General features: G+C 44.1%; 11 protein-coding genes. 4 read left to right on the forward strand and 7 right to left on the reverse strand.

The genetic code is table 11. The features are described 5' to 3' along the window. Positions 1 to 15: 15 nt before the first annotated feature. Positions 16 to 570, reverse strand: coding sequence for an RNA polymerase sigma factor (locus FHS68_RS02810; RefSeq protein ID WP_167267044.1), 555 nt, complete (start codon positions 568 to 570; stop codon positions 16 to 18). Between the two features lie 174 nt (positions 571 to 744). Here FHS68_RS02810 and guaB point away from each other — a divergent pair, with 174 nt between their 5' ends. After that, positions 745 to 2,226 (forward strand): IMP dehydrogenase, encoded by a 1,482-nt coding sequence (guaB, locus tag FHS68_RS02815; protein ID WP_167267046.1) that lies wholly within the window; start codon positions 745 to 747, stop codon positions 2,224 to 2,226. A gap of 151 nt (positions 2,227 to 2,377) precedes the next feature. Here the strand turns inward: guaB and FHS68_RS02820 are convergent, their stop codons facing one another. Together FHS68_RS02820 and FHS68_RS02825 are read right to left on the reverse strand one after the other, a co-directional pair. Beyond that, positions 2,378 to 3,040: a DedA family protein gene (locus FHS68_RS02820; RefSeq protein ID WP_167267047.1), complete on the reverse strand. Its 663-nt coding sequence runs from the start codon at positions 3,038 to 3,040 to the stop codon at positions 2,378 to 2,380. A gap of 29 nt (positions 3,041 to 3,069) precedes the next feature. After that, positions 3,070 to 3,867 carry a phosphosulfolactate synthase gene (locus FHS68_RS02825; protein ID WP_167267049.1) on the reverse strand — a complete coding sequence of 266 codons (798 nt, stop codon included), beginning with the start codon at positions 3,865 to 3,867 and terminating at the stop codon, positions 3,070 to 3,072. A 167-nt stretch (positions 3,868 to 4,034) separates the two neighbouring features. Between FHS68_RS02825 and FHS68_RS02830 the strand changes: the two genes are divergently transcribed. Then, positions 4,035 to 4,505, forward strand: coding sequence for a PaaI family thioesterase (locus FHS68_RS02830; protein WP_229211749.1), 471 nt, complete (start codon positions 4,035 to 4,037; stop codon positions 4,503 to 4,505). 1 nt (position 4,506) lies between these two features. Here FHS68_RS02830 and FHS68_RS02835 read toward each other — a convergent pair whose 3' ends face one another. Next, entirely contained in the window at positions 4,507 to 6,342 is a 1,836-nt protein-coding gene (locus tag FHS68_RS02835) for an ABC transporter ATP-binding protein (RefSeq protein WP_208408137.1), read from the reverse strand. A 111-nt stretch (positions 6,343 to 6,453) separates the two neighbouring features. On the opposite strand from FHS68_RS02835, the gene mazG reads away from it, so the two are divergent. After that, positions 6,454 to 7,275 carry a nucleoside triphosphate pyrophosphohydrolase gene (gene mazG / locus FHS68_RS02840; protein ID WP_167267051.1) on the forward strand — a complete coding sequence of 274 codons (822 nt, stop codon included), beginning with the start codon at positions 6,454 to 6,456 and terminating at the stop codon, positions 7,273 to 7,275. 3 nt (positions 7,276 to 7,278) lie between these two features. Next, positions 7,279 to 7,944, forward strand: a complete 666-nt coding sequence (locus FHS68_RS02845) for a thiamine diphosphokinase (protein WP_167267052.1) — start codon at positions 7,279 to 7,281, stop codon at positions 7,942 to 7,944. Here FHS68_RS02845 and FHS68_RS02850 read toward each other — a convergent pair. The 3 genes from FHS68_RS02850 to FHS68_RS02860 all read right to left on the reverse strand — a co-directional run bounded on the left by FHS68_RS02850 (position 7,939) and on the right by FHS68_RS02860 (position 12,079). Beyond that, a complete protein-coding gene (locus tag FHS68_RS02850) occupies positions 7,939 to 9,579 on the reverse strand; it encodes a M1 family metallopeptidase (RefSeq protein ID WP_167267054.1) in 1,641 nt (546 codons plus the stop codon). The two genes, FHS68_RS02845 and FHS68_RS02850, sit on opposite strands and share 6 nt — an antisense overlap. Positions 9,580 to 9,611: 32 nt before the next feature. After that, positions 9,612 to 10,541 (reverse strand): Kelch repeat-containing protein, encoded by a 930-nt coding sequence (locus FHS68_RS02855; protein ID WP_445438740.1) that lies wholly within the window; start codon positions 10,539 to 10,541, stop codon positions 9,612 to 9,614. Positions 10,542 to 10,699: 158 nt separating this feature from the next. After that, positions 10,700 to 12,079, reverse strand: coding sequence for a glucoamylase family protein (locus FHS68_RS02860; RefSeq protein ID WP_208408139.1), 1,380 nt, complete (start codon positions 12,077 to 12,079; stop codon positions 10,700 to 10,702).

The raw sequence follows: 12,079 nt of genomic DNA on the forward strand, positions 1-12,079 counted from the left end.
ATTTTTATTGAAATACTAGTTGTCTGTTTGATAAATCCAAAGCTGGTCTTTTAAAACCTTCAGGGACCGGGTAATGTGATATTCTACTGCTTTTTCGGAAATGTGCAATTCCCTGGCAATGCTTTTAACCGATTGATTTTCAAACCGGCTCAGCTGGAAAATGCGGCTTGTTTTTTCGGGTAACATTTTCATTGCCTTGTCAATCGCGGCCGCAAGGTCATTGAACAGGATAGCCTCTTCAGTTGAAGATATCTCCTGCATCTTGTTCAAAAGCGCATACTCTTGATATTTCCGCCAGGTGATTTTTGACTTAATATGGTTGGTAACCAGATATTTGACTGAAATGACGAGGTAAGAACTCAGGTGCTTGATATTGCTTTCCAATCGTCTGTTCCAAAGGCTCTCGAACAAATCATGCACCAGTTCCTCTGCCTCTTCTTTGGAACCTGTTTGGTGAAATGAAATGCAAAAGAGTTTATACCAATAACGATCATATATCTCCTCGAAAGCGCGTTTACTGCTTTCGGAAAGCTGAATCACCAGTTGTTCATCGGTAAATATTGCCTTCATAGGGTTCTACAAATGGGCTGCAAAGTTATAGTCAATTAATCAGCTATAACCCCTAAACCATTTTAAGGGATTTTTAAATTCTTGAAAATTTAATATTTAGCCAAAGCGAAATGTTTTGGTCGACTCCAAACTTATAGCTAATTTTGCCCGGCAAATAACAATCGTTTATTTGCTATGAGCACAGACCCATCCAAAGTCCTCTTTGAGGCCCTCACTTACGACGACGTTCTTCTAATACCTGGTTATTCGGAAATTCTTCCTCGCAATACAAACACAAAAACCAAGCTAACCCGTAACATTGAACTCAACATTCCTGTTGTTTCCGCTGCTATGGACACAGTCACCGAATTTGATCTGGCCATTGCAATGGCCCAGGAAGGTGGAATCGGCATTATCCATAAAAATATGAGCCTGGAAGCCCAGGCGGAGCAGGTAAGGAAAGTAAAGCGATCAGAAAGCGGAATGATCCTCGACCCAATCACATTATCTGATACCGCAACGCTAGGAGACGCACATCAGATCATGCGGGAATTCAAAATCGGTGGTATCCCCGTCATTGACGACAATCGCAAGCTGATTGGTATCCTTACCAACCGCGACCTGCGTTTCGAAAGGGAAATGGCCAAGCCGGTTACGGAGATCATGACGAAGGAAAATCTGATCACCGCTTCTGATGGTTTATCTCTTGACGATGCAGAGAAAATCCTGCAAGAGTACAAAATTGAAAAACTTCCGATCGTAGATTCTCAATACCGGCTTACCGGCCTTATCACCTATAAAGACATCCTCAAACGTAAATCTCACCCGAACGCCTGCAAGGATGAATACGGCAGGCTGCGCGTGGGAGCGGCAGTAGGTGTTACCGCCGATCTTTTGAAACGGGTAGAGGCACTTGTAAAAGCAGGAGTTGATGTAATAAGCCTCGATACTGCTCACGGACATTCGAAAGGGGTTATTGACGCATTGAAATCGGTAAAAGCAGCATTTCCCAAACTGGAAGTCATTGCGGGTAACATTGCTTCTGGCGCTGCCGCGATTGCGTTGGCCGAAGCCGGGGCTGATGCAGTAAAAGTCGGGGTTGGTCCGGGTAGCATTTGTACCACGCGTATCATTGCAGGTATCGGCGTTCCACAGTTAACAGCGGTCATGTGGGCAGCAGAGGCATTGAAGGAAAATTATCCGGACGTTCCTGTAATTGCGGATGGAGGCATCCGTTTTTCAGGCGATATGACCAAAGCATTGGCGGGAGGCGCAAGTACCATTATGATCGGTTCCATGCTGGCAGGAAGCGATGAGGCTCCCGGCGAAATCGTGATTTATGAAGGGCGAAAATTTAAAGCTTATCGCGGAATGGGATCAGTGGAAGCAATGGAAGACGGCTCCAAAGACCGTTATTTCCAGGATGCGGAGGATGACGTGAAGAAGCTGGTACCTGAGGGAATTGTCGGTCGTGTACCATTCAAAGGAAAGGTTTCTGAAATTGTGTATCAAATGGTCGGCGGACTAAAAGCAGGTATGGGTTATTGCGGGGCAGGTGATATTGCATCCCTGCAAAAAGCCCAGTTTGTAAAAATTACCTCCGCTGGCGTAAGGGAAAGCCACCCGCACGATATTATGATTCAGAAGGAGGCGCCAAATTACTCGTCCAAATCGTAGGAAGCTATTAGCTGTTAGCTGTTAGCTTTTTTAAAATTCTTAAAAAACAGAAAAAATGCCTTGCAATACGCGAGGCATTTTTTCTTATCCAAGATTCTTTCAATAGAATCAAATTCAAAAAGCTAACAGCTAAAGGCTAATAGCTAAAGGCCTAAGCCGCCGTCGGCTTCGGCTTCGCAAACCTGCTCCTCAAATAGCCAAAAACCATTGGTAGTACCGATAATCCGATGATGCCAAAAATGACCAATTCAAAATTCTTTTTTACAATATCCATGTTTCCGAAGAAGAAACCGAGTAATGTCAAAGCGGGAACCCAAAGTAATGCGCCGATGATGCAGAATACGATGTATTTGGAATAATTCATGCTTCCTGCGCCCGCTACGAACGGTGCGACGGTGCGAACAATAGGGATGAAACGCGCCATGATGACGGTACTTCCACCGTGTTTTTCATAAAAAGCTTCTGTTTTTTCTAGATATTCCCTTTTGAGAAAAAGGATCCTTTCCCGCTTCTTAATCTCCCCTCCGAATCTTTTTCCGACAAAATAATTTACATTATCCCCCAACAGAGCAGCGACAATCAAAATGACAATGATCAGCCACACATTCAGGCCGGTTCCTTCATTGGCAGCAATAGCGCCTGCTGCGAAAAGCAGCGAATCACCCGGAAGCAATGGCATGATGACGAGCCCGGTTTCGGTAAAAACGATCAGGAAAAGAATGAGATAAGTGAGGGTACCGTATTGCTGGACAATGTCAAACAAATGCTTATCCAGGTGAAGAAAAATGTCAATAAACTGCCTGATGAATTCCATAGCTGCGAATCGGGTGAGTAATAATGTATTTAATTTTTAGAATCTATTTTCCATTTCTGCTTCGTTTTGGCATTCAAGAAGTGATTGAAAGTATCTCCTCTCAGGCCTAAACGTATGGTTTCAAGTGGTATTAATTCCGAAGGGGCAATGTTGCCGAGGTTCACATTAGCGCCCAGCAACTTGACAAACCAAACTTGCTGTGATTTCTGGGGCGCTTCCCAGAGCATGTCTTCAAATGCAATCTGGGTCAGGATTTCTTCCACCAGACCTTGTCGTACTTCCCCGCTGGCGCGGAACAAACCGACATTCCCTGATTCCCGTGCCTCACCGATTACTTTCCAGGCGCCGGCCTGAAGTTCGGATTTGATGAGCTGGATCCATTTGTAGGGTGGAATGATTTTGTTTTCATCCTTTGAGCCTACCTCGGAGAGGACTATGACCTGCTTGGCAAGCTTACGAATATATTCACACTTAACGTCCTGGGCCATTTCAATGGAGCCATCAGAAACTTCTGCGTATTTCAGATCGTACTTATCAAGAAGCTTCCTGTAATCATCGAACTGGTTTCGTACTACAAATGCTTCAAACAATGTGCCTCCGAAGTATACCGGAACATTGGCGTTTTTGTAGACTGCAAGCTTTTCATCCAGATTTGGGCTGACATAGGAAGTGGCCCAGCCCAATTTTACGATATCAATGTAGGGTGCCGCAATAGACAACATATCTTCTGTTTCCCTGACACTGAGCCCTTTGTCCATTACCATGGTAATTCCCTTCTGACGGGGTTTTTCGGAGCGTTCAGGAACCTGTGATAACGTAAAATTCATATATGGGTATGCTTTTATCTCTCGCAAAAACTCCGGCAAAGGTAGTAATAACCTTCAAAACTTAGCAATTAAATCCACAGAATTGAGGCTGTGGCATAGGTATTTCTATGATAATTACTATTTTTCGAATTATCCTCGTATATCATTCCAACATTACCTTATTACACATGACCGACGAAAGTAAGCCATCCTCTGAACCTGAAAATATGCGCCTGGCCGTTTTGCAACAGTTTATAGGAAAGTCAATGGAGCAAAGCGTATCTCCAATAGGAAGATGGCTCAATGGTACACTTATTAACATTGAAGAGGGGAGCATGGAAGCGGAATTTACAGTTCGAAAAGATATGACGAATCCAATGAGAACCCTTCATGGAGGAATGGCTGCGACGATCCTGGATGAAGTAGTGGGAACAATGGTGTATGCACTTGGACGGGAATATGCCTATACCTCTGTAAACCTGAACTGCGACTTTCTGCACGCCGCAAAACTAGGCGATATCATTACCGCCAAGGCAAAGCTGATCAGGGCGGGACGGAATATCGTGCATGTGGAAGGAGTGATCCACGACATTCATGGCAAAATTATTGCCAAATGCACCAGTAACCTTATTCAGACTAGCTTGAAAATACCGTTTTGATTTATAAGTAACCTTCCGCTTGTAAATTGAATAGCTCAGCATATTTGCCATCTTGATCCAAGAGCGCCTCGTGAGAGCCGTATTCAATCAATTTGCCTTTTTCAAGAAACAAAATCCGGTCGGCCATCCTTACTGTTGAAAAGCGGTGGGAAATCAATACAGCCATTTTTCCCTGAATCAGTCCTGAAAATCTTTTGAAAACTTCATGTTCTGCGCGGGCGTCCAATGCAGATGTAGGTTCATCCAGCACCACAATTTGCGCATTGCGCATGTAGGCACGTGCCAATGCAATTTTTTGCCATTGACCTCCCGAAAGTTCTGTCCCATCTTTGAAGCGCTTGCCCAGTACCTGTTCGAATTTGTTAGGTAAACCAGAGATCACGTCCAATGCCATGCTCATGTTTGCTGCATTTTCGATGGCAGCTTTATCATCAATGTTTGAAATATCCCCGACTGCAATATTATCGGAAACGCTCATTTCATACCGGATATAATCCTGAAAAATGATCCCAATGTTGGCGCGGAGATCGGCAAGCTGATAATCCTGCAAATCAACACCATCTATAAGAATACGGCCTTCTGTTGGTTTGTACAGCGAGGCCAGCAATTTGACCAACGTGGTTTTACCAGCACCGTTTTCCCCCACCAATGCCAGCTTTTCGCCCGGTTGAATGGTAAAGGAGAGATTTCGGAGTGCCCAAAAATCATTATCGGGATATTTGAAACCCACATTTTCAAACACAATACCCTTCCGGATGGGCTTTGGTACAATTTTACCACTCTCATTCGCAGGAATGGTGGGTTGGATTTCGAAAAAGTCAAACAGGTCCTGCAGATACAATGCATTTTCCGCGATACCTGAAAACCGGGTCATAATGCCTTGCAACATACCATGCATGCGCTGAAAAGATCCCGACAGGAAAGTCATGGTGCCAATAGTGATCAGTCCCGATAATGTTTGGAGCAACACAAAAAGATATGCTCCGTAATATGCGAATGTTCCGATTGCTGACAGCAGATAGCCCCAGCCAGCCCGGCTGATCGCAATCTTTTTGTTCGCATCGTAATATTCATCAGAAAGTGATTTGAAACGACTTGCCAGGTAATTTTCCAGCCCAAAGACTTTTACCTCCTTCACGGTTTCCGCACTGGAACCTAAGTATCTCAGATAATCCAATTCGCGACGTTCTGGCGTCCAGCTTCTTGTGAGAGAGTAAGTCTTTTCATTAAAATGTGTTTCTCCAATGAAAGAAGGAATGACAGCTACAATCAAAATAAGGATTAGCCAGGGATTGAACACGACCAGCCCGGCTCCCAGGGAAATCAATGTTAATATATCCTGCATTTGAGCGAGTGTTTGGGACAACAAAACAGTCCGTCCGGATGTTTGCCGCCGTGCCCTTTCCAGTTTATCATAAAAAACAGGATTTTCAAATTGGTATAGATCGAGTTTTGCTGCGTGGTGTACCAGATCAACCGATGTTTTATTGGCCACAAGGTCGCCGAGCAGGCTGTCGAAAAGGGTTATGCAGCGGTTGAGCAGATCTGAGATAATGGTTAATGCCAGCTCCGCGCCCACCAGGATCCAGAGGTATTGGTGAGAATCGGTCCTGTGGTCCATCAGCCTGATTACTTCATCAATAATTTCTTTACCAATGTAGAGTACAAGAAGAGGTAACGCGGATTTGATAAGCCGGAAAATGATATTTCCGATGGTCAGTGCTTTATTCGTTTCCCAAACCAGCGCAAAAAATCGGGGCAGGTTTTGGAGTGCGGAGAATCGCTTTCTAAAGGAGGGCAGATTTTTAGGGGATGCTTTTGGTGGATTTTTTCTCAATGATGAAATGTAAATGGTTCAGTATCAATAATCGTTTTGATGCTGGAAAAAGTTCGCTTGAAAAGGCGATCAGGGACTCGTGTTAACATACGCGTACCTATCTTTGTTTTTATGGAAAAAAGCTTTGAATCACTTACCGACAACAGGAAAAGCCAGCTCATGGCCTTTGACCGGCTGCTTACCATTATGGATGAATTGCGCGAACAATGTCCCTGGGACCGCAAGCAAACAATCGAAAGTTTACGGCATTTAACAATTGAGGAAACGTACGAACTGTCCGATGCGATCATGGAAGATGACCTTCCCGAGATCAAAAAGGAGTTGGGGGACTTGCTTTTGCATATTGTGTTTTATGCTAAAATAGGATCAGAGGAGGGTGGCAGTTATCGATTTGACATTAGGGACGTATTAAATGGTATTTGTGAAAAACTAATTTCGCGCCATCCGCATATTTATGGTGATTTTGTGGCTGACACAGAGGAAGCTGTAAAGCAGAATTGGGAAAAACTAAAACTAAAAGAGGGAAATAAATCGGTTTTATCAGGAGTTCCTGGTTCATTGCCTGCCCTGGTAAAAGCAATGCGCATTCAGGAAAAGGCCAGGGGCGTTGGATTTGATTGGGATGAAAAACAGCAGGTCTGGGGGAAAGTGGAGGAAGAGTTAAAAGAATTCAGAGATAACTTTAATATTGAAACAGAGGAAGTTATTGATAAGAATGAGGCAGAAGGTGAATTTGGTGATTTGCTTTTCTCACTGGTTAACTATTCCAGATTTGCGGACATTAACCCCGAAACAGCATTGGAAAGAACAAACAAAAAATTCATCAAGCGCTTTCAATACCTCGAAGAAACATCCAAAGCAGATGGCAAATCGCTATCAGAAATGTCGCTTGCTGAGATGGATGAATATTGGAATCAGGCTAAAAAATTGTAACCAATGTCCTCCCATCACATTGTAAAGGAAAAGCAGGAACCTGCATTGATCATTGCCAATGGTGAATCGTGCAGTGAAGAGCTGCTGGGGCAATTGCTGGAATGGAGCCCCTACATTGTGGTCTTGGATCATGCCATTTACCGCGTTCTTGACCTGGGAATAAAAATAGATGCCTGGCTAGGGGATTTTGACCAGCATCATGATTTCGAAGATGTGCGAAGCCGACAACATCCGCTGGAAATCATCGGTACTCCTGATCAGGAAAAAACAGATCTTGAAAAAGGAATTGATTTTTTAATTGAGCGAGGATTTCCTGCTGCCAACATTGTATGGGCTACCGGCCGTCGCCAGGATCACGCAGTTACCAATGTTACCAATTTGGTGCGTTATAAAGATCAAATCAAACTGGTGATGTTCGACGATTATTCGAAAATATTCCCGCTAACAGGTGTTTTTGAAAAATGGTATGTTTCTGGAACACCCATTTCCCTGATACCGGTTGGTATTGTTGAGGGGATTGAGACAAGCGGATTGAAATACAATTTAAATAAAGAAACCCTGACCATGGGACACCGCACAGGCAACAGCAATGAAGCCGAAAGTGATGGAATGGTCAGGATTTCAGCTCAGAAAGGCGATCTTCTGATTATGGAATGCTGGGACTTATGAAGCAGGTTTTGTTTCTTTTGATTCAACATAAAAATTCCGGTCAATCGTCAGCTTTTTCTCAGCCTTTGTCTTAACCGTTTTCCAGTCTGTTGTAGGATAAAGAAACTCATCCTTACCATTGCCAATTTTAATTTTCACGGGCATATCGAAACCGTCAACTACATTGCCCCAGCGGTATTGAAGTCCTTTTGACCCAAAGGCATATTCCAAAACAGGAACCTGGATAGTTCTTAGATATTGGTCAAATACCTTCGAAAGATTCCTGCCCGACTGATCACTTACATAAGCTTCAATCTGAGACCCATCGACGGTTTGATGGTAAAAGGTTTTATTAAGTCCTCTCAATATCGATCTCCATTTCTCATCATCATTTACAATCTGCCGGATCGTGTGCAGCATATTACCTCCTTTATAATACATATCACTAGACCCTTCCTGGTTTACACCGTAAATTCCAATGATCGGAATGTTGTTTGTAATATTTGCCCTGGTACCAATCACATAGTCTGAACCAGCCTCCTTGCCAAAGTAGTATTCAGTGTAAAGGTTTTCGGAGTAGTTCGTAAAACCTTCATGCACCCACATATCCGCCACATCCTTATAAGTAATGTTATTTGCAAACCATTCATGCCCGCTCTCATGAATGATAATAAAGTCCCATTTGAGTCCCCATCCCGTCTTGGATAAGTCGCGGCCCAGATAACCTTGCTTATATCCATTTCCATAGGTCACTGAACTTTGATGTTCCATGCCGAGATAAGGTACTTCAACCAGTTTATAGCCATCCTCATAAAAAGGGTAAGGCCCAAACCAATGCTCAAATGCTTTTAGCATCATGGGTGCCTGCTTGAATTGCTCTTTCGCTTTTTCCAGATTTTGTGGAAGCACATAATAGCTCAACTGCAGGTCGCCTTTTTCGCCTTTGTATGTTTCTTTCCAGTTGACATAATTGGCCACATTCATATTCACCCCATAATTATTGATGGGATTTTTGACAACCCAATTAAATGTATGCGTGTTATCATCATTCTCGACGACAGATCTGAGATTGCCGTTGGAAACATCCGTCATGTTTTTAGGAACGGTAATGCTAATCTGCATGCTGTCCGGCTCGTCATACATATGGTCTTTGCAGGGCCACCAAACACTGGATCCCAAACCCTGGCAAGACGTTGAGATAATGGTGTTCCCTTTCCCGTCCGGTATCCATTGTACGCCGCCGTCCCACGGAGGACGTTTGGCAAGTTTTGGTTTTCCGGTATAAAAAACCTCAATGCTTTCCGCTTTACCAACTTCTTGTTTTTTCTTTAAAACAATAAAAAAAGCATTGCCGTCCCGCTTGAATTCGAGCATTTCACCATCCTGGACCACCTTGGTGATTTGTAACGGTTGTTGTAAATCTATTTGGATGTTTTGGTTTGGGCTGAGGACTTTATAAACCACTTGCGTGCTGCCTGTCAGCGTGCTATCCTGGGCATTGGGCTTTATGCTGAGGTGATAATAAGTCAGGTCCCACCAGGCGCGCTGAGGGGTTATCGACCCGCGCAATGTATCGGCATGGGTGAATTTTTGAACCTGGGTAAAGCCTGTATATGACAGTAAAATAAATAGACAGCAAAGAATCGTCCGCAGCATTGATTGGCTTGTTTAGCTTGATTGTGTTGATTTTACCTATTATTGAGGATCTCCATATCGTCAAGCTCCGGCCCACCGCCGCGATTGGCCGAACCGGCAGCGATATATACCTTTTTGTTCAGTGACACCGCCTGGGTGCCGTGGCGCCCCTGATGAAGGGAGGGTAACTTCTCCCATTTTTGAGTTCTGGGATTAAAAGCATCCACTTCATTATGCGCCTCCACATGCGAGTCGCTCTCACCGCCGATGATCAGTAATTTGTTGTCAAAAACGACCGTAGTGTTGCCTGCGCGCAGGGTAGGGAGATTATTAGCAGGTTCTAATGTGGACCATTTGCCGGTTTTGAAATCATAAACATCCACTTCCTTAATCACCGTATTCAATACCTGATTGATCCGCGCTGTGGAGAGGCGCCCTCCGGCCAGGTAAAGTTTATTATTTAGCACCGCAACCTGTACATGGTCCCGTGGCCTGGGCGCATCGGTTAGCGTTTTCCAGTTTCCTGACGCAGGATCAAACTCATCCAACCAGGTAACCTGTCCATCCCAATGCCCGTCCTGGATGCCGCAAACAAGATATATTTTATCGTTCAAAACAAAGGCTCCACCAGCTCCGCGCCTTCTGTTTTCGGGGATAGCGGCACCTTTTCGCCACTCATTTTTGATTGGATTAAAAATGTAAATGTCAGGGATTGGAATTTCATGTGGATAACTTCCTGTGAAAGCTCCAAGCACGTAAATTTCGTTTTTATAAGTCACAGCCTGGAAATGGCTCATTTCGAGGGGTGTCTTGCTCAGGCTTGTCCAGGAATCTTTTTTGAAGTCATATTCATCCACCGGCTTTATGCCACGGCCTCCCAAAAGATAGAGCTTCCCGTTTGCGGTGGCCATCGCATTTTCATGCCTTTTTCCGGGAAGGTTCTCCGGCTCGGATACTTCCCATATTTGCCCGGATGCCGACATCGCCCAAAAGCTCAGGCTTGCCAGCCATATTCCTGTTTTGTATAGTGGATTCATCTGGAGGCCTTTTATAAAATACATTATCAAGGTACAATTATATTTCATAAAACCGAAAGACCGGCGTATGGCCGGTCTTTCGGTTAATTTAGTTCAAAAAGTGATTAATTCTTGCTGCTTATTTCCAGCGCAGGGCTTTCGAATCCCAGCTTTTTCAGTCCATTCTGTATGTCCGGGTCTTTCATAAATAATTTCCATAATAAACCTGTCCTGTAATTTTCAATCATCACAATGATAGGTCCCTGATCTATCGCCAAATGCGATTTGGCATACCAGTTTTGCGATTCGTTGAATGCATCCACAAATCCATATTCGGACCATAGCTTATCACCCATATCATCATAAAAGTGCCTTAGCGCCTTCATGGACTGTTCGGGGGTATACGGAAAAGATGATAAGGCAGCCGTTGGAGTGATGGTACCAAAGTCGTTGGTGGGGGAATGCGCATTGTAACCATTGTAAGTGTCACTGGCAGTCAGTCCCCAGTTATTTTCACCATATCCCTTGAACTTGCCGGGATTCGTGACGCAGTATTTATAATTAACTAGAGTATGGTTCACATTCTGCTCCCAATAATCGGCGTACTGGTCTTTTAATTTACGTGGGTCAAGTCCTACAAATGAATAGTGGGTAAAAAACAGCGGTCCGCCAAACTCAAATCCTAACGGTATCTTGATGCCATAATACTCTTTTCCGTTTTTGAAATGTTCGCTTTGCGCCCAGCATTTGTTATAAACCTGTGCTGTGATAGGGTATCGCGGCGAAGAGGCGGCCAGGATGTACGTGATCAGCGTTTCATTGTAACCTCTCAACTCAAAATTCATAGCCCAACCGTTGTTCGGACTCCAATGCCAATACAACTGGTTTGGGTTGCCCCTTGTGTACCAATCCCATTCCGCCTCATCCCAAATCCATTGAATTCGGTTGCGTAGATCCCTTTCCACATCATTATTTGAATTGAAATATTGCCTTGCAGCCAGTAATCCTTGAAAAAGAAAGGAGGTTTCTACCAGGTCGCCGCCATCGTCTTTTCGTCCAAAAGGAATGATTTTTCCGGTGGCACCATTAAGCCAATGTGGAAAAATACCGTGGTAATGATCTGCTTTCGAGAGGAACTTCACCATTTTCAGGAGCCTTGCTGCCACAGAATCACGCGGTTGCCATTTCCTTTCCGCAGCCACAATCATCGCCATGACACCGAAGCCAGTACCACCAGTAGTTACAACTTCATTCCCATAGTCATAAGCGACATTGCTTCTTTCACGCGACATGCCACTGACCGGATGTCCGAATTCCCAGAAGTATCGAAATGTCTGTTTCTGCACCAATTCCAACAAGGCAGTGTCTGATAAGTTTCGTGGACGTTCAGATGCATTGAAGACAGCAGGTTTAGAAACGGTCTGCTTCTTTTTTTGAGCTATTAAGTCGCCTTGGGAGCAAAGTAATAGCAGCCCCAAAAGGTAATAGATAGATATCTTCATCAT

The organism is Dyadobacter arcticus, assembly GCF_011762185.1.
Lineage (GTDB): Bacteria > Bacteroidota > Bacteroidia > Cytophagales > Spirosomataceae > Dyadobacter > Dyadobacter arcticus.

Bases quoted from the DNA above. Each gene is read 5' to 3' on its own strand.
- FHS68_RS02820 (WP_167267047.1), bottom strand. From the start codon at position 3,040: ATGGAATTCATCAGGCAGTTTATTGACATTTTTCTTCACCTGGATAAG.
- FHS68_RS02850 (WP_167267054.1), bottom strand. From the start codon at position 9,579: ATGCTGCGGACGATTCTTTGCTGTCTATTTATTTTACTGTCATATACA.
- FHS68_RS02825 (WP_167267049.1), bottom strand. From the start codon at position 3,867: ATGAATTTTACGTTATCACAGGTTCCTGAACGCTCCGAAAAACCCCGT.
- FHS68_RS02860 (WP_208408139.1), bottom strand. From the start codon at position 12,079: ATGATGAAGATATCTATCTATTACCTTTTGGGGCTGCTATTACTTTGC.
- guaB (WP_167267046.1), top strand. From the start codon at position 745: ATGAGCACAGACCCATCCAAAGTCCTCTTTGAGGCCCTCACTTACGAC.
- FHS68_RS02810 (WP_167267044.1), bottom strand. From the start codon at position 570: ATGAAGGCAATATTTACCGATGAACAACTGGTGATTCAGCTTTCCGAA.
- FHS68_RS02845 (WP_167267052.1), top strand. From the start codon at position 7,279: ATGTCCTCCCATCACATTGTAAAGGAAAAGCAGGAACCTGCATTGATC.
- FHS68_RS02830 (WP_229211749.1), top strand. From the start codon at position 4,035: ATGACCGACGAAAGTAAGCCATCCTCTGAACCTGAAAATATGCGCCTG.
- mazG (WP_167267051.1), top strand. From the start codon at position 6,454: ATGGAAAAAAGCTTTGAATCACTTACCGACAACAGGAAAAGCCAGCTC.
- FHS68_RS02855 (WP_445438740.1), bottom strand. From the start codon at position 10,541: ATGTCGGCATCCGGGCAAATATGGGAAGTATCCGAGCCGGAGAACCTT.